The sequence below is a fragment of the Budvicia aquatica DSM 5075 = ATCC 35567 genome, assembly GCF_000427805.1.
Taxonomy (GTDB): Bacteria; Pseudomonadota; Gammaproteobacteria; order Enterobacterales; family Enterobacteriaceae; genus Budvicia; species Budvicia aquatica.
On the sequence record NZ_ATYS01000011.1, the window covers coordinates 1 to 17,653 of the forward strand.

The 17,653-nt window shown below is 45.4% G+C and carries 20 protein-coding genes; 6 read left to right on the top strand and 14 right to left on the bottom strand.

Translation table 11 applies throughout. The features are described from left to right. The 10 genes from YWE_RS26825 to YWE_RS28945 form a co-directional block, all read right to left on the bottom strand. On the bottom strand, positions 1–389 hold a 389-nt coding region (locus YWE_RS26825), incomplete at its 3' end, for a GTP-binding protein (protein ID WP_036015375.1). Between the two features lie 66 nt (positions 390–455). Beyond that, a complete protein-coding gene (gene fusA, locus YWE_RS0106685; RefSeq protein WP_029093824.1) occupies positions 456–2,564 on the bottom strand; it encodes an elongation factor G in 2,109 nt (702 codons plus the stop codon). A gap of 92 nt (positions 2,565–2,656) precedes the next feature. Next, on the bottom strand, positions 2,657–3,127 hold the full coding sequence (gene rpsG, locus YWE_RS0106690; protein ID WP_029093825.1) for a 30S ribosomal protein S7: 471 nt from the start codon (positions 3,125–3,127) through the stop codon (positions 2,657–2,659). A 96-nt stretch (positions 3,128–3,223) separates the two neighbouring features. Next, the gene (rpsL, locus tag YWE_RS0106695; RefSeq protein ID WP_029093826.1) at positions 3,224–3,598 is read right to left on the bottom strand and encodes a 30S ribosomal protein S12; all 375 of its coding nucleotides are present in this window, start codon (positions 3,596–3,598) and stop codon (positions 3,224–3,226) included. 268 nt (positions 3,599–3,866) lie between these two features. Further along, a complete protein-coding gene (gene tusB, locus YWE_RS0106700) occupies positions 3,867–4,154 on the bottom strand; it encodes a sulfurtransferase complex subunit TusB (protein WP_029093827.1) in 288 nt (95 codons plus the stop codon). 9 nt (positions 4,155–4,163) lie between these two features. Next, positions 4,164–4,523 (bottom strand): sulfurtransferase complex subunit TusC, encoded by a 360-nt coding sequence (gene tusC / locus YWE_RS0106705; protein ID WP_029093828.1) that lies wholly within the window; start codon positions 4,521–4,523, stop codon positions 4,164–4,166. A 10-nt stretch (positions 4,524–4,533) separates the two neighbouring features. Next, the gene (gene tusD / locus YWE_RS0106710; RefSeq protein WP_029093829.1) at positions 4,534–4,923 is read right to left on the bottom strand and encodes a sulfurtransferase complex subunit TusD; all 390 of its coding nucleotides are present in this window, start codon (positions 4,921–4,923) and stop codon (positions 4,534–4,536) included. Positions 4,924–4,925: 2 nt separating this feature from the next. Further along, positions 4,926–5,639: a helix-turn-helix transcriptional regulator gene (locus YWE_RS0106715; protein ID WP_029093830.1), complete on the bottom strand. Its 714-nt coding sequence runs from the start codon at positions 5,637–5,639 to the stop codon at positions 4,926–4,928. Positions 5,640–5,802: 163 nt separating this feature from the next. After that, positions 5,803–6,588 carry an FKBP-type peptidyl-prolyl cis-trans isomerase gene (gene fkpA / locus YWE_RS0106720; RefSeq protein WP_029093831.1) on the bottom strand — a complete coding sequence of 262 codons (786 nt, stop codon included), beginning with the start codon at positions 6,586–6,588 and terminating at the stop codon, positions 5,803–5,805. A gap of 226 nt (positions 6,589–6,814) precedes the next feature. Then, positions 6,815–7,879, bottom strand: coding sequence for an FKBP-type peptidyl-prolyl cis-trans isomerase (locus YWE_RS28945; RefSeq protein ID WP_051323237.1), 1,065 nt, complete (start codon positions 7,877–7,879; stop codon positions 6,815–6,817). 147 nt (positions 7,880–8,026) lie between these two features. Here YWE_RS28945 and YWE_RS0106730 point away from each other — a divergent pair, with 147 nt between their 5' ends. Then, entirely contained in the window at positions 8,027–8,254 is a 228-nt protein-coding gene (locus YWE_RS0106730) for a protein SlyX (protein WP_029093832.1), read from the top strand. A 74-nt stretch (positions 8,255–8,328) separates the two neighbouring features. On the opposite strand, the gene slyD is transcribed toward YWE_RS0106730, so the two are convergent. The 3 genes from slyD to kefG form a co-directional block, all read right to left on the bottom strand. Then, positions 8,329–8,976, bottom strand: a complete 648-nt coding sequence (gene slyD, locus YWE_RS0106735) for a peptidylprolyl isomerase (protein WP_029093833.1) — start codon at positions 8,974–8,976, stop codon at positions 8,329–8,331. A gap of 150 nt (positions 8,977–9,126) precedes the next feature. Next, complete coding sequence (gene kefB, locus YWE_RS26835) at positions 9,127–10,968, bottom strand: glutathione-regulated potassium-efflux system protein KefB (protein ID WP_051323238.1); 1,842 nt, start codon at positions 10,966–10,968, stop codon at positions 9,127–9,129. Beyond that, positions 10,968–11,519, bottom strand: a complete 552-nt coding sequence (gene kefG / locus YWE_RS0106745) for a glutathione-regulated potassium-efflux system ancillary protein KefG (RefSeq protein ID WP_029093834.1) — start codon at positions 11,517–11,519, stop codon at positions 10,968–10,970. Before kefG ends, kefB begins: the two co-directional genes overlap by 1 nt. Before the next feature lie 314 nt (positions 11,520–11,833). On the opposite strand from kefG, the gene YWE_RS0106750 reads away from it, so the two are divergent. Next, on the top strand, positions 11,834–13,756 hold the full coding sequence (locus YWE_RS0106750) for an ABC transporter ATP-binding protein (RefSeq protein ID WP_029093835.1): 1,923 nt from the start codon (positions 11,834–11,836) through the stop codon (positions 13,754–13,756). 66 nt (positions 13,757–13,822) lie between these two features. On the opposite strand, the gene YWE_RS0106755 is transcribed toward YWE_RS0106750, so the two are convergent. Continuing rightward, positions 13,823–14,425, bottom strand: coding sequence for a LysE family translocator (locus YWE_RS0106755; protein ID WP_029093836.1), 603 nt, complete (start codon positions 14,423–14,425; stop codon positions 13,823–13,825). 101 nt (positions 14,426–14,526) lie between these two features. On the opposite strand from YWE_RS0106755, the gene YWE_RS0106760 reads away from it, so the two are divergent. The 4 genes from YWE_RS0106760 (at position 14,527) to crp (ending at position 17,633) form a co-directional block, all read left to right on the top strand. Continuing rightward, the gene (locus YWE_RS0106760) at positions 14,527–15,507 is read left to right on the top strand and encodes a hydrolase (protein WP_029093837.1); all 981 of its coding nucleotides are present in this window, start codon (positions 14,527–14,529) and stop codon (positions 15,505–15,507) included. Further along, the gene (locus YWE_RS0106765; protein ID WP_029093838.1) at positions 15,504–15,758 is read left to right on the top strand and encodes a YheU family protein; all 255 of its coding nucleotides are present in this window, start codon (positions 15,504–15,506) and stop codon (positions 15,756–15,758) included. Before YWE_RS0106760 ends, YWE_RS0106765 begins: the two co-directional genes overlap by 4 nt. Positions 15,759–15,837: 79 nt before the next feature. Next, positions 15,838–16,707, top strand: a complete 870-nt coding sequence (locus tag YWE_RS0106770) for a phosphoribulokinase (protein WP_029093839.1) — start codon at positions 15,838–15,840, stop codon at positions 16,705–16,707. Positions 16,708–17,000: 293 nt separating this feature from the next. Beyond that, a complete protein-coding gene (gene crp / locus YWE_RS0106775) occupies positions 17,001–17,633 on the top strand; it encodes a cAMP-activated global transcriptional regulator CRP (protein WP_027273485.1) in 633 nt (210 codons plus the stop codon). The last annotated feature ends 20 nt before the right edge of the window (positions 17,634–17,653 follow it).

Consider the following 17,653-nt stretch of genomic DNA (forward strand, 5'->3'; position numbering starts at 1 on the left):
TAAGGAACGCCAACCTGACGACCTAACAGGATGTGCTCACGAGTCTGTGGCATAGGACCATCAGTTGCCGCAACAACTAAGATCGCGCCGTCCATTTGAGCAGCACCGGTGATCATGTTTTTCACATAGTCGGCGTGTCCTGGGCAGTCTACGTGTGCGTAGTGGCGAGCAGGAGTATCATACTCAACGTGAGAAGTGTTGATGGTGATACCACGTGCTTTTTCTTCTGGTGCATTATCGATTTGATCGAATGCACGAGCGTTACCGCCATAAGTTTTAGCTAAAACGCTGGTGATAGCAGCAGTCAGAGTTGTTTTACCGTGGTCAACGTGGCCGATAGTACCAACGTTAACGTGCGGTTTTGTACGTTCAAATTTTTCTTTAGACACGATTATCTTCCTTTACTCTATCCCCCTCTATACGAGGGGGACTGGGATATAAGTTTTACCCGAGGCTTATCTAGCCTTACGAGCTTCAATGATTGCTGTAGCAACGTTGTTTGGCGCTTCGTTGTACTTCAAGAACTCCATAGAGTAAGAAGCACGACCCTGTGTTTGTGAACGCAGGTCTGTAGCATAACCAAACATTTCTGACAATGGTACCTGGGCACGCACGATCTTACCTGTGGCTAAGTCGTCCATACCTTCAATCATACCACGGCGACGGTTTAAGTCACCGATCACGTCACCCATGTAATCTTCTGGCGTTTCAATTTCAACTTTCATGATTGGTTCCAGCAGAACTGGTTTTGCCTTCATGAAGCCTTCTTTAAATGCCATTGATCCAGCGATTTTAAACGCGAGTTCCGAGGAGTCGACGTCATGGAAAGAACCGTCGAATAATGAAACTTTAACGTCAACGATCGGATAACCGGCCAGAACACCGCCTTTCAGCTGCTCCTGAACACCTTTATCAACCGCTGGGATGAATTCTTTAGGAATTACACCACCAGAGATTTCGTTCACGAACTCGTAACCTTTGCCACCAGATGTCAGAGGCTCGATACGTAGCCATACGTGACCGAACTGACCACGACCACCAGACTGTTTAGCGTGCTTACCTTCTTGCTCAACAGAAGCGCGGATTGTTTCACGATAAGCAACCTGTGGTTTACCCACGTTAGCTTCAACGTTGAATTCACGACGCATACGGTCAACAAGAACGTCTAAGTGTAGTTCACCCATACCAGCAATAATGGTTTGGCCTGATTCTTCATCACTTGATACGCGGAAAGATGGATCTTCTTGAGCCAAACGGCCCAGAGCGATACCCATTTTTTCTTGGTCAGCTTTGGTTTTTGGTTCAATTGCCACAGAGATAACTGGCTCTGGGAATTCCATGCGCTCAAGAATAATTGGATTCGCTTGGTCACACAGAGTGTCACCAGTGGTCACATCTTTCAGACCGATTGCAGCAGCGATATCACCAGCACGAACTTCTTTGATCTCTTCACGCTTATTAGCATGCATCTGTACGATACGACCAAAACGCTCACGCTTACCTTTAATTGGGTTCAGTACGGTATCACCGGAGTTAATAACACCAGAATATACGCGGAAGAACGTCAAGTTACCTACAAACGGGTCGGTAGCAATTTTAAAGGCCAGAGCAGAGAACGGCTCTTTATCATCAGCATGACGAACAGCAGGAGTACTTGCTGCATCATCTAATGTACCGTTAATAGCTTTAACGTCTGTTGGTGCAGGTAAATACTCAATTACCGCATCCAGCATCGCCTGAACGCCTTTATTTTTAAACGCAGAACCACAAGTAACCAGAATGATTTCGTTGTTAAGTACGCGCTTACGCAGAGCTTCAGTAACTTCTTCTTCAGTCAGCTCTTCGCCGCCTAAATACTTATCCATCAGCTCTTCTGATGCTTCAGCTGCAGATTCAAAAGCAAACTGCTGCCATTTTTTAGCTTCTTCCAGCATGTCAGCAGGAACGTCTTCATAAGTAAATGAAACGCCCTGATCTTCTTCGCTCCAGTTGATTGCTTTCATTTTCAGCAAGTCAACAATGCCGGTAAATTTCTCTTCAGCACCGATAGGCAGCTGAATTGGAACAGCATTAGCGGCTAAACGCGTCTTCAACTGCTCGACAACACGCAGGAAGTTTGCACCCATACGGTCCATTTTATTAACGAACGCGATACGCGGTACATGATATTTATTAGCCTGACGCCATACTGTTTCTGACTGTGGCTGAACGCCGCCAACAGCACAATAAACCATTACGGCACCATCCAACACGCGCATTGAACGTTCTACTTCGATGGTGAAGTCAACGTGTCCTGGGGTGTCGATGATATTTACGCGGTGAGCATCAAACTGCTTCGCCATACCAGACCAGAATGCAGTTGTTGCTGCAGAGGTAATGGTAATACCACGTTCTTGTTCTTGCTCCATCCAGTCCATTGTTGCTGAACCTTCGTGAGTCTCACCGATTTTATGATTTACACCGGTATAGAATAAGATACGTTCGGTAGTAGTTGTTTTACCGGCATCAATGTGAGCACTGATACCGATATTACGATAACGCTCAATGGGGGTTGTACGAGCCATTTTATTCCTCTATTACTAGGTCGTTCTTCAGATAACCCATGCGGGTCAACTTAAAAAGCGCCCGCATGGTTAGCATGACTACCGAAAAGGGATTACCAACGGTAGTGGGCGAACGCCTTGTTAGCTTCAGCCATACGGTGAACGTCTTCACGTTTTTTCACTGCAGTGCCTTTGTTTTCTGCAGCATCAGACAGTTCATTCGCTAGGCGTAAAGCCATGGATTTATCACCGCGTTTACGGGCGGCTTCTACTATCCAGCGCATGGCAAGCGCATTACGGCGAACCGGACGAACTTCAACCGGCACCTGATAAGTAGAACCACCTACACGACGAGACTTAACTTCAACAGTTGGTCTTACGTTGTCCAGAGCAGTTTCAAAAGCTTCCAGGTGTCCTTTTCCAGAACGCTGAGCTAAGGTCTCTAACGCATTATAGACGATAGCTTCGGCGGTAGATTTTTTACCATCTACCATTAAAATATTTACAAATTTGGCCAGTAAGTCTGATCCGAACTTAGGATCCGGCAGAATTTTACGTTGACCAATGACGCGACGACGTGGCATGGAAATACTCCGTTGTTAATTCAGGATTGTCCAAAACTCTAAGAGTTTATTTTGACATTAAGTTAAAAATGTTTGGCCTTACTTAACGGGTAACCATTAAGCCTTCGGCTTCTTCACGCCATACTTGGAGCGGGATTGCTTACGGTCTTTAACACCTGAGCAGTCCAGCGCGCCGCGAACGGTATGATAGCGCACACCAGGCAAGTCTTTAACACGACCACCACGGATCAGGATCACGGAGTGTTCCTGTAGGTTATGGCCTTCACCACCGATATATGAAGAAACTTCAAAACCGTTAGTTAAGCGTACACGACAAACTTTACGTAAAGCAGAGTTTGGTTTTTTAGGGGTGGTAGTATATACGCGAGTACATACGCCACGTTTCTGCGGGCAAGCTTCCAGCGCAGGAACGTTGCTTTTTGCAACCTTCATTGAGCGCGGTTTGCGTACCAGCTGATTAATTGTTGCCATTAAAAAAAGCTCCTGGGTTTTACTTCGTAAACACGTGATAAATCGATCCCTTAGCATATAGGTATACTGAGGGACGCAAAATTTTATGGCTGAAGCAGTGAAGTGTCAAGAAATATACAGCTATAGATGACTAACAGGACCATATATTTCTTATTTCTCTAAATATCGTTGGATAATATGGTTACTGGCCGAATAAAAGCGTGATTTGTTGAATTATATCTTGCCGAGTCGCCAATAGATCAGGTGTTACTTTAGCAGGAATAGAAAACTACCAGGCCATCTGCTGTGGATAGGCAACCGTCAACGCAACAAAGCCTTTATAATCAACTAGTTTAATGTCATCAGCAACCATAGTCAGCAATCCTCTGGCGATGACATCTTCCTGTAAAGCATAAACAGGAACTCCGCTGCTCATCAGCACGGAAAAATGCTGACTGCCAGAGACAGCCGAGGTTACCCCATCCTGAAACAATAATACGCAGTCATTCGGCCCGAGATGTCGTAATAAAGCCTCTATATCAAGATGAAACAAAGAGTGAGAAACAGTATGTAGCACGGCCACTCCTTAAAATGTGAGGATTACATCGTAAGCCGACAGGGATTGCTGCATTTGTTGACGGTTTAAATGAGCCGCATCCAGTACCAGATCAACATCATCATCAAGCCCTCTGGCGGAGAGTGACTCAGAGCAGATAAAACAGTTATTGATGTCATATAAAGCCAGAACACCAAAAGTCGCAATGTAATTACGTGATAAAATCGTTTCCGGTTTCTGCTGGGATAGCAGCTGAAAAACCCCGTCAGAGATAAAAAATAGCCCAATCTCTTCCGTTAATGCTGAGGTTGCCAAAACGGCATCCAGGCCTTCCCGCCCCCCAGAAGAGCCATGTGGTGCATGGGTAAAGACAAACGCAATCTTTTTCATCATCGGCAACCTAAAACTGAATAACACGATCGCTGGTTAGCATGGCTTCAGCCAATGTACCGAGCCCGCTCAAGACAAATCCTGATTGTAAATTCGCCGCAACCAGCGTCTGACGTAATTCAGCCTCCTGAGCATCAATAACACCCCGCCTCAACGCTGCTGCAACGCATACATTTAAAACTGTACCTTGCTGCTGCGCCAACGCTTGCCATGCTCTGACCAAATCAAATTCATCGCCTGCCGGTGAAACTAATTGGTTAGCGTTGCTGATACCTTCCCGATAGAAGAAAATACTGTCGATTTGGTGTCCGCTGTCGACTAATGCCTGAGAAAATTGATAGGCACTGGTTGCCTGCTGAGTGCCGTATGCGGGACCGGTGACCAGCAATACATAACGCAATTTCAACGTTCATTTCCCGAAAAATCACCGTTTTTAAACTGGCGAATATAAAGATAAACCGTATGTTTAGAAATATTCAGACGATCTGCCACCTGATTAATTGAATCCTTAATATCAAAAATACCCTTTTCGTACAGGTTAAGGACTATCTGGCGATTCTTGGCATTATTAGATACGTTACGATCGGCATTAACTTCTTCAATACTAAACTCTAGAGTTTGCGCAACTAAGTCATCAACCGATGAAGCGAAGTTTACATTGGAATGCGCTTCATTGGTTTCTGGCGGTAAAAATGTCTGCATGATCTGCGAGAAAGGAACATCAAGATTCATATTGATGCACAGCAGGCCAATAACCCGACGATCTTTATTACGAATAGCAATAGTCAGCGACTTCATCAATGAACCGCTTTTAGCCCGCGTGAAATAGGCTTTAGAAACACTGCTGTCATCATGGGACATCGCGTGCAGCATGCGCAAAGCCATATCGGTAATTGGAGAACCTATTTTACGGCCGGTATGTTCACCGTTAGCAATACGCACGGCTGAACATTTTAAATCTTCAAGGGAGTGTAGGACTATCTCGCAATGCGAACCAATTAGCATGGCTAACCCATCAACCACGGACTCATACGATTTAAGAATATCGTGGTCTTCAGCCGTAAAGGGTTTCTCATCCAGAGCTTCATACTCGCTCGATAACTGCGAACTTGGCATTGCCTTCTCTCCAATAATTTAGTCTATGTTCGTCCTCAGACAGAAAAGAAACCTGGAGACTCTGTTTCAGTAAGTCGCTCTAGTCTAACAAATACCACAATAACTCAGGTAATAAAAAAACCGCAGGATTTCTCTTGCGGTTTTTAGCATTCAGTCAGAAAGCTTATTTAGGTTCTGGACCTTTTGCTTCTGGTTTGATATCTAAAATTTCAACATCAAACACCAGCGTAGAGCCAACAGGAATCCCCGGAACGGCATTATCGCCATAAGCTAAGCTTGATGGGATAACTAATTTAATTTTCCCGCCTTTCTTAACGTGTTTCAGACCTTCGGTCCAGCCAGGAATGACGCTATCCAGACGGAAAGTTGCTGGTTGACCACGAGTATACGAGTTATCAAACTCGGTACCATCAATCAAAGAACCTTTGTAGTTTACAACAACGCTGTCGCTGTCTTTTGGTGCGTTACCAGTACCGGCAGCATCAACTTTGTACAGCAGGCCTGATTCAGTTTTCTTAACGCCTGACTCTTTCGCAAACTTGGTACGATACTCGGCACCCTTCTCTTCGTTTACTTTAGCTTCAGCAGCAGCTTTAGCCGCAGCTTGCTCTTTAATTCGAGCTTCGAATGCTTGCAGTGTTTGCTCAATTTCAGCATCGCTTAGCTTGCTTTTGCTATCAAAAGCATCGGTAAAGCCAGCCTGAATCTGAGTACGATCTAACACTACGCCCAGCTTATCTTGCTCTTTCAGTGAGTTATGCATATAACCACCTAATGAAGCACCTAACGCATAAGCGGCTTTCTGATCTTCATTGTCAAACTTAACGGTAGATGCTGCAGCGGCAGGTGCTACTGGAGCATCAGTTTTAGGCTTTGCATCTTCAGCCATAGCGCCGGTTGCCAGAGCCATAGTGGTTGCTAGCAGCGTTACTTTAAATAATGATTTCATCTACTTCTCCAGTGATAGGAAAACGTTCTGTAATAAAAATTTAGACCTAGTCTTTAGGTAAAAGCTCTTTATGTAACCGATTCATATTCGACAACAAAAATAACATTGGTTCGTCAAGATAGTAATTATATTAGCCGACAAACAGCAAAAATCTATACTACTGAAGAAAGAACATGAGCGAACATCGCAGTAAGTTACACTTAAGACACCGCCCATGCATCAGGAATTACTTAGATTTACTTGCGCCAGCCTGCAGCACTTTAATATTAAAAATCAACGTCGCATTTGGTGGTATTCCGGGCTGGGCCCCTTTAACCCCGTATCCTTGCTCAGGAGGAACCACTAACTTCACCTCACCGCCTTTTCCCGCCAGCTTAATTCCGCTACGTAATGCAGGAATAACATCACTGACTTTTAAAGCGATCGGACTGGTTGTTTTTTCAAACACTTTACCGCTAGCTAATGTACCGACCAACTCAATTTCAACCATGTCGGTATCTTTAATCGCTGCGCCGCTGCCTTTAGTGACGATCTGATAGAGTAATCCGGTTTTACTTTTCTTTACGCCGTCCTCTTTTGCAAAATCAGCCTGATAAGCCGCACCAATATCCAGCTCACGACGGGACTCTTGCTCAAATTTCGCTTTATTTAGCACATTAACTTGTTCATCAAACACCGCCATTGTCTTCTGGATAGTTGCCTCATCCATTTTTATGTCACTTTTAAAGGTGTCGACAATACCGGCAAGCACAATTTGAGGATCTAACGTGATATGCAACTTTTGTTGCTGGGCCATATTCTCTTGCAGATATCGGGCTAATGTCACTCCGCTGGCATAAGCTCGCTTCTGCTCTTCACTATCCAGCGTAAACTTAACCGGTGCCAAAGCTGATGTTTCTAATTGTTTAGTCGCAGGAGCTGTTAGCGGAGCAGCAGCCACAGGAGTGGGCTCACTGACGTTAACTTCTGTATCAGTCTTAACGACCTCAGCAGTGCCCGGAGCCTGCGTTGGCTCTTTAGCAACAGATTCTTCCACAACTACCGGTTCGGGCGCTGATTCTGGTACCGGTGATAATTCCGGCTCCGGCGCGGGTGCCACCGCGGTGGTTTTTTCTTCTGAAGCTTTAGTTTCTTGTTCTGCTGAGACTAAAACTGGAACAGCCTCAGGTTGAGCAGAAACGGCTACAGGCGCTTGTTTATCATCAGTTGACTGATTTGCCGATGCACTGAAGATCGGAAGCGTTAACAACAATACTCCGACGGTGCATAACCGCTTAGCTAAAAAAGACATCAATAAGTTCCTTGTGTTTCATTGTAGAATAAGAAAATTCGTATTCATTTCCCCTGCCATTACTAACTATGGCAAGTACACTCAATTAATGCGCATATTAATATCATATTCACCGCATGAGATTCATTAATATTCACCGGAGACAAGATGCAAAAGATGGACACTGACGAACTACTACAACGCTTCGAATTATTGGAGAGTAGACAGGCCTTTCAAGAAGTGACTATCGAGGACCTGAATCAGACCATAATCCAACACCAGTGGGAGATAACTAAACTCCGAGAGCAGCTGCGATTACTGACTGATAAACTCAAAGCATCACAACCGTCGATGATTGCCTCACAGTCAGAAGAAGTTCCTCCACCCCATTACTAATTCATATTGCCCGCTGAAAACCAAAAAAAATGGCGGCTTTTATAGCCGCCATTTTTAAATTTATCAATCGGGAATTAGTGACTACAGCCGCAGCCGCCGTTACCTTTTCCACCACAGCCGCCAGCGCCATGTTGATGATCGTGGTCATGTCCATGATCGTGATCGTGCCCGTGACCACCGCCACCACAGCAACCGCCACCTTCACCGTGATCGTGACCACCGCCGCCGCAGCAACCGCCGCCTTCGCCGTGATCGTGTTCACCATGTACGTGACCATGAGCTAATTCTTCTTCGGTAGCTTCACGGATCGCAACAACTTCAACGTTGAAATTCAGGTTTTGACCGGCCAGCATATGGTTTCCGTCAACCACCACGTGGTCATCTTCAACTTCTGTAATTTCAACAGGAACCGGACCCTGATCGGTATCAGCTAAAAAGCGCATACCAACCTGAAGTTCTTCAACGCCCATAAATACATCTTTTGGTACGCGCTGAACCAGCACGTCATCATAATTGCCGTATGCTTCATTTGCAGGAACAAAAACATCAAAACGATCGCCAACGCTATGTTCTTCTAATGCTTTTTCTAAGCCAGCAATCAGCGAGCCATGTCCATGCAGATAATCCAACGGTGCACTCACCGGAGACTCATCAACTAATACACCGTCTTCTGTACGAACCTGGTATGCCAGGCTGACCACTAGGTCTTTTGCTACTTTCATGATTACTCCTAACCGTTGATACTAAATTTCCGCTGATTGTAGCTGAAATCAACGGTGCTGTACTCACTGAGATAAAAATTTAGGCAATTTTATATTACTAAGTATGATGAATGTCGAATATTCATTTACATTAGCCAATATTTTTTGTCACTAATTCAAGGTGTCATTCTTATTATCTTGAGCTTCTTCATCAAGATCCCAACCATCAGACAGCTTGCTCTCATGCTGCATTTCACGCTGGAAAAGATTCTCCAGCTCTCGGCGCGCCTCGGCAACTCGAGATATCTGTTGAACGTCACTTTGACGATTCGGCACCAGTTCACGCAGCATATTTTCATCCAGTCGCTTAAAGTGCTGCTGAGCTCGATAAGCCTGATGAGGGTGCATACCTAAATTAATGAGTGTTTTACGACTGAGATCTAAGGCGCTGGCAAAAGTCTCTCTGGCTAATAGCTCTACGCCGGCATTGAGGAGCTCATGAGCTTCGACACGCCCTCTGGCCCGGGCAAGAATAGACAGGTTAGGAAAATATTGCTGACATAGGCGCACAATCGTCATTGTCTCTTCGGCCAAATCACTGGCAATAACAATGGCTTTTGCTTTCTCCGCACCGGCAGCCCGTAGTAACTCTAATTCCGTCGCATCGCCATAGTAAACTTTGTATCCGTAGCTCCTCAGTATGCCGACCTGACTAACATCACGTTCTAATACTGTCAGGCGAATTTCGTTGGCCATTAATAATCGGCCAACGACCTGACCAAAGCGCCCGAAGCCAACAATAATAACCTGCGGCTCATCGTCTTCTACATCGGCCTTTTCGTCACTCTCTTCAGAAGGGTTATAACGTCTTGCCAGAATTTTATCGACCATTTGCATCAGTAAAGGCGTTGTCATCATCGATATTGTCACCACAACCAGCAGCATCGCTATTTGGTTTACATCAAATATTTTTTGCGCTTGAGCTGCGGCAAACAGAACGAAAGCAAATTCGCCCCCCTGACTTAATACCGCGGAGAACTGTAACCGTTCGGAACGTTTAATGCCGAAGTAATGAGCCAAAACATACAATACAACGCCTTTGACCATCAGCAGGATAAAAACGCTGGCCAGTACCTGTAAGAGGTGAGAGTAAAAAACCCCGAGGTTTAGCACCATACCAACAGAAATAAAAAACAGCCCCAACAACAGCCCTTTAAAAGGTTCTATTGCGACTTCTAATTCATGTTGATACTCACTTTCTGCCAAAAGGACGCCCGCAAGGAACGTACCCAGCGCCATAGAGAATCCGATTTCCTGCATCAAGACTGCTGCCCCCAAAACCACCAACAGCGCGGTGGCGGTAAATACCTCACGAATCCCGGACGCAGCGACATAGCGAAACAGAGGCTTTAACAGATAACGACATCCCAGAACTAATATTGCCAGACCCAAAACTTTACTCAGAATGGTAAACCAGTCAGCATCAGCATTACCTTTACCGGCTAAAATGGGGACTAAAGCCAAAGCCGGAACAACCGCCATATCTTGAAATAATAAAACGGCAAAACCTGCCTGCCCGCCCTCATTACCCTGCATTCCCTTCTCTTTCATCAGTTGCAAAGCCATGGCCGTTGATGACATAGAGAGACCCAGTGCAGCAATAATCGCGGCAGAAAGACCAAACCCGGCCCAATACAGCAACCCACATAAAATGCCGGTCGTCAGTAAAACTTGGGCGGTGCCAAGCCCAAAGATAGGCTTTCTCATCTTCCATAATTTAGCCGGATTAAGTTCCAGACCAATAACAAATAGCAGTAATACCACGCCCATTTCTGAAAAATGGAGAATCTCATCCACATCATCAATCAGGCGAAATCCCCAAGGGCCAATGGCAATACCTGCAATTAAATAACCTAAAACTGCACCGATCCCCAATTTACGCGCCAGAGGCACCATCAGCACAGCAACAAACAGGAACAGCAAAACGGCGATCAATTGCGGTGACGTTTCCATTATGTACGTTCCTCAGCCAGTGATAAATTAAGCCACTGAGCAAACTCAAGAGCATGCTGCTGTAATTCGTCCCCTTCAATACGTCGGGCACGATAAAGAATCAACGGAGGAACCCACACCATTCCGCAGGCATTAGCCATAATTTTGAACGGCAGTAAAATATCGTCCAGAGAATAGCCAACCACACCACCCGACTGATAGCTCGCCTCAGTGGCGCCGGCGGTAACCACTAACCTAAATAATTTCCCGCTCAGCTCACTGGCACCAAGGCTGCCGGTAAATTGCAGATTTAGCACCCGGTCAATCCACTCTTTCATCAGGGCCGGGCAGCTATAAGTGTGAATAGGAAACTGGAACACAATAATATTATGCTCTCTGAGCAACTGATGTTCCCGATGAACATTTATAAAGAAATCAGGGTAATAGGCATATAAATCACGAACGGTGACGTTGTCCAGATTTCTGGCAATCTTTAATAATGCCCGGTTAGCGACCGAACGCTTAGGCTCCGGATGAGCGTACAATATAAGAGCCTTAGATAATTGCGACATTTTTGCGTCCCCTAAACATCGTCATCATTAACATTTTCCGCTACCATGCATGACTTATAAATTGCCGGCGGTAAAAACCACGATGACATATCATCGTCGCACCCGCTAGGTTTAGCTAAATTATGGGTAAGCTAATAAATAATAGCATTGAAATAATAGGCTTTTATTTAAAAGCCTGATTTATTTATCTGAAGCTAAACAGCACAAAAAAATGATTCTCAACAAACGGTTTGTGACAGTAAATCGAAGCCAATCTTTGGCCCGTCGCCTTTCCGATTAATAACCCAGTGACTGATAACCTGATACGTGGCCTTATGATTGTATTTTCTTCATTGCAAATCCGACGCGGTGTAAATGTCTTACTCGATAACGCAACGGCAACGATTAACCCCGGACAAAAAGTCGGTCTGGTAGGAAAAAATGGCTGTGGCAAATCAACCTTACTTTCCTTGCTAAAAGGCGAGCTTTCGGCCGACGGCGGAAACGTCACATTCCCTAGTAATTGGGCTATGTCGTGGGTCAATCAAGAAACACCAGCATTAGAAATTCCGGCTGTTGAATATGTTATTGACGGTGACAGAGAGTATCGCAGGCTAGAAAAAGCCCTGGCCGAGGCTAATCTGAAAAATGATGGCCACGAAATTGCCGTCGTTCACGGCCAGCTAGATGCTATTCAGGCCTGGACTATCTACCCGAGAGCATCAAGTTTATTACATGGCCTAGGATTTTCACAGGAACAGTTGCAACAGCCCGTCAGCGCTTTCTCGGGCGGCTGGCGAATGCGTTTAAACCTTGCTCAAGCGCTGCTTTGTCGCTCAGACCTACTGTTACTGGATGAGCCGACTAACCACTTAGATTTAGATGCCGTTATCTGGCTGGAAAAGTGGCTAAAAAGCTACACCGGAACATTGATTCTAATTTCTCACGATCGTGACTTCCTCGATCCAATCGTGGATAAAATCCTGCATATTGAACAACAGCAGATGAATGAGTACACCGGAAACTACTCATCATTTGAGCGCCAGCGGGCGACTAAACTGTCGCAACAACAGGCAATGTTCCAGTCACAGCAAGAAAAAGTTGCTCACTTACAAAGCTATATTGACCGGTTTAAAGCGCAAGCCACTAAGGCAAAACAGGCCCAAAGCCGAATCAAAATGCTAGAGCGCATGGAACTTATTGCGCCGGCGCATGTTGATAACCCGTTTAGTTTTAGCTTCCGTAAACCGGAGAGCCTGCCCAATCCGCTATTACGGATGGAAAAAGTCAGCGCCGGATACAACGACAAAACCATTCTGGAATCGATAAAACTTAATCTGGTTCCCGGCTCGAGAATTGGTCTGCTTGGCCGTAACGGGGCAGGTAAATCAACCCTGATCAAACTACTGGCCGGTACTCTTGCGCCACAGCAAGGTGAAATAGGTTTAGCTAAAGGAATTAAGTTAGGCTATTTCGCTCAACACCAGCTTGAAACCCTAAGGGCTGATGAGACCCCGCTACAGCATCTCAGCCGTTTAGCACCAAATGAGTATGAGCAACAGCTGCGGGATTATCTTGGCGGATTTGGTTTTCGCGGCGATAAAGTGACTGAAAATACAGAACGCTTCTCCGGCGGCGAAAAAGCCCGTTTGGTATTAGCATTGGTTGTCTGGCAGCGACCAAACCTACTGCTGCTCGATGAACCAACTAACCACCTCGACCTCGATATGCGTCAGGCATTAACTGAAGCACTGATAGACTTTGAGGGAGCTCTGGTTGTCGTTTCACATGACCGTCATTTATTACGTTCAACCACCGATGACTTATATCTGGTTCATGATAAAAAAGTAGAGCCTTTTGACGGCGATCTCGATGATTACCAACAATGGCTGGCCAACCTGCAGCGTTTAGAATCGCAGCCGGAAGAGGGAAGTAAAGAAACCTCCACCAACAGTGCTCAGGCACGTAAAGACCAAAAGCGCCGCGAAGCTGATTTCAGAACTCAAACCCAGCCTATCCGTAAAAAGATCGACAAACTGGATGCTGAACTGGAAAAACTGAGTAAACAGCTCAATGACATTGAGCAATCCCTCTCTGACAGTGCCATCTATGACATGGCTAAAAAAGCAGAATTAACCCAGCTATTGCAACAGCAAATAGCGGTTAAGTCAGCACAGGAAGAGAAGGAAATGACGTGGTTAGAGCTTCAGGAACAGCTTGAAGAAATGACAGCGGTGTTTAATCAGGACATTAGCTAACCAAGATTAAAGGCGCCACCCGGCGCCTTTATCAATCACAATAAGGCGACTGCGCCCTGTTCTAACCTAAATCCAGATAAAAAACACACAGCCAGCCGTCAGCACGCCCATGGTGAAATTAAAAATGGCCCATGACTTACGGCTTTGTAGTAAACGGCTAATAGCGGTACCAAAACCCATCCAGATAACACCAGCCACAATATTTACTGAACACATTGCAATACTGATGGCGATGACTGATGCGCTATAATTGCTGCCGGCTAAACTGTAGCTGGCAATAGAGCCAATTCCCATCAACCATGCTTTTGGATTTAAAGCCTGCAACAGTAACCCTTGATATAACCGCACCGGCTTGATAGTGCCTTTATCTGTTTCCAACTTTTCATAACGGGAAGTCGCAATCTTCCATGCCAGCCAGACCAAATATAAACTGCCTAAAATCTTGAGGGCTAAATGCAATTGAGGATAGGCAATAATAATACTGCCAACGCCCGCAGCCACCAGCAACAGCAATAACTGCATTCCGATCATAATACCCAGCATTAGCGGCAAAGTTCTGATAAACCCGAAGTTCGCCGTCGATGAAGTCAGTAACATATTATTCGGGCCGGGCGTCACTGCTGCAATCCATAAAAACATTAACATTGAAAGAAACCAGCCTAACTCCATTTTGCGTAACCCTTCGCTTTTGTGGTGTGTTTATTCATTCCATTCAAGCTAGCAGTGTGATATTGATCGCACAAGTCCCCTAGAGTGAATTTTATTTAGTTATGGATGCACAATTTCAGCCAATGCGGGGAGCGGCTAACCCGCATATACAAACTTTACTTCCGCGATTATTTCGACGAAAAATAAAACAACAGCCGGTCTGGCAACGTTTAGAGTTACCGGATGGCGACTTTATCGATCTCGCGTGGAGCGAAGATCCCCAGCAAGCCCGTCATAAACCGCGGCTGGTGGTGTTTCATGGGCTAGAGGGCAGTTTTTATAGCCCTTATGCTCATGGCTTATTAGATACATGTAAAGACCTTGGCTGGCTCTGTGTGGTTATGCATTTTCGCGGCTGTAGCGGTGAGCCAAACAGAAGCCCGCGAGCTTATCATTCGGGTGAAACCAGCGATACACGCTTCTTTTTAAACTGGCTGCAAGAAAACTTAGGCCAATCCCCTACCGCTGCCGTCGGATATTCACTGGGCGGGAATATGCTAGGCTGCTATCTGGCAGAAGAAGGACATCAGGTACCACTACAGGCGGCGGTAATTGTCTCAGCGCCTCTAATGTTAGCCCCCTGTTCTCAACAGTTGGAGCAAGGATTTTCCCGGATTTATAACCGTTATTTAGTCGGGCAGCTAAAGCAAAGTACCAAACGTAAACTCAGCCGTTATCCCGAAATACTGCCGCTGCCTGGTTTAGCCCTAAAACACATTCATTCACTGCGTGAATTTGATGATGCCATCACTGCACCGCTGCACGGATTCAAAGACTCATCGGACTATTACCAGCAATGTAGCGCCTTACCGCTGCTACCCAAAATAAGCATTCCGCTATTAATTATTCATGCCAAAGACGATCCCTTTATGGCTGCAGAAGTGATTCCGGCCAAAGAGTCCCTTCCCGATAATATTGAGTATCAGTTGACCGCACACGGCGGACACGTTGGGTTTGTCGGCGGCACATGGAGCAAACCTCAAATGTGGCTGGAACAGCGGATCCCCGAGTGGCTCAAACCTTATCTGGAGAAAACACTATGATTATTCCGTGGCGTGATATTCCTGCAGAAACTCTAGACAGCGTGATTGAATCTTTTGTTCTGCGTGAAGGGACAGACTACGGCGAATACGAAAAGTCCCTGGACCAAAAAGTAGATGATATCAAGCGGCAGTTGAAAAATGGCGATATCGTTCTCGTCTGGTCTGAATTGCATGAAACGATTAATATTATGCCTAAAAGTCAGTTTAACGAAGGTGATGAAGAAGCCTCTGAACAACCATATGATTTTTAAGTAACAATATGGGATTCATCTCGCCATCCCTGCCGGGCACTGCTCTACCGATAACAATGAAAATCAAGGAATCAGGCAAATGTCAGCAAAACACCCAATTATCGCGGTTACCGGATCGAGTGGTGCCGGTACCACCACAACCAGTCAGGCCTTTCGTAAAATATTTCAATTGCTGAATCTCAACGCAGCCAGAATCGAAGGTGATGCCTACCATCGTTATACCCGCCCGGAAATGGATGCAGAAATCCGAAAAGCCCGGGAGCAAGGCCGCCATATCAGTTATTTTGGTCCGGAGGCCAATGACTTCGCCCAGTTAGAAAATAGCTTCCTCGAATATGGAAAAACAGGTACCGGGCGCACCCGTAAATATCTGCATACCTATGATGAAGCCGTACCCTATAATCAAGTGCCGGGCACGTTTACACCTTGGCAGCCATTACCTGAGTCTACCGACCTTCTTTTCTATGAAGGGCTGCACGGCGGAATTGTTACCGCACAGCATAATGTCGTACAGCATGTAGACCTGCTGGTCGGCGTAGTCCCTATTGTGAATCTGGAATGGATACAAAAACTCATCAGAGATACCGTTGAGAGAGAACACTCACGAGAAGCGGTGATTGATTCAGTTGTTCGCTCAATGGATGACTACATCAACTACATTACACCGCAATTTTCCCGTACTCATATTAACTTCCAGCGGGTACCGACCGTCGATACATCCGATCCTTTCTCTGCAAAAAGCATCCCGACGATGGATGAAAGCCTGGTGGTGATTCATTTCAGAGGATTAACCGGCATCGATTTCCCGTATTTACTGGCCATGCTCCATGGTTCATATATCTCCCAAATCAATACGCTGGTTATTCCGGGAGGAAAAGTCGGATTAGCCATGGAGCTTATAATTACACCGTTAATACAACAACTGCTGGAAGGAAGGATTCTGGAATAACAGATAGCAGTTAAAATGAGCAAATAATCTCGAGTTGAATCGTTTAACCCTCATTTCGGTAAGACAATACGAGACTCTTTGCCTAACCTGTGTTACAACCATATAGCAGAACAAGTACATAAAATAAGTTATGCCTAAACGATGCAAAACAGGTAAATACCTCTTATTCTAATATGCATCGTCTAAGATAACGACGCTCACTGAGCAAACTATTATGTTCAGGAGCGGGCTAGGTTTCGGCGAGCGAATGACTTTGCTGTTTTAAGCAGTGATTACAAAGAGGATAACAACAAATGGTTCTCGGCAAACCACAAACAGACCCTACTCTCGAATGGTTTTTATCTCATTGCCATATCCATAAATACCCATCCAAGAGTACGCTTATTCACCAGGGTGAAAAAGCAGAGACTCTTTACTATATTGTAAAAGGTGCCGTAGCCGTTCTGATTAAGGATGAAGAAGGCAAAGAAATGATCCTCTCCTATCTTAATCAGGGGGATTTCATTGGTGAATTAGGCCTTTTTGAAGAAGGTCAGGAGCGCAGTGCCTGGGTAAGAGCAAAAACTGCCTGTGAAGTTGCTGAAATTTCATATAAGAAGTTTCGCCAACTGATTCAAGTTAATCCGGACATTTTAATGCGGTTATCCGCTCAGATGGCCAGCCGTTTGCAAGTTACATCAGAAAAAGTCGGTAGTTTAGCTTTCCTTGACGTAACGGGCCGTATCGCACAAACTTTACTCAACCTTGCGAAACAACCTGATGCAATGACTCACCCGGACGGAATGCAAATCAAAATTACCCGTCAGGAAATTGGACAAATCGTTGGTTGTTCCCGTGAAACCGTAGGACGTATATTAAAAATGCTGGAAGATCAGAATCTGATCTCGGCACATGGGAAGACCATAGTCGTTTACGGAACACGTTAATTATCAAGCAAAAACGGGTA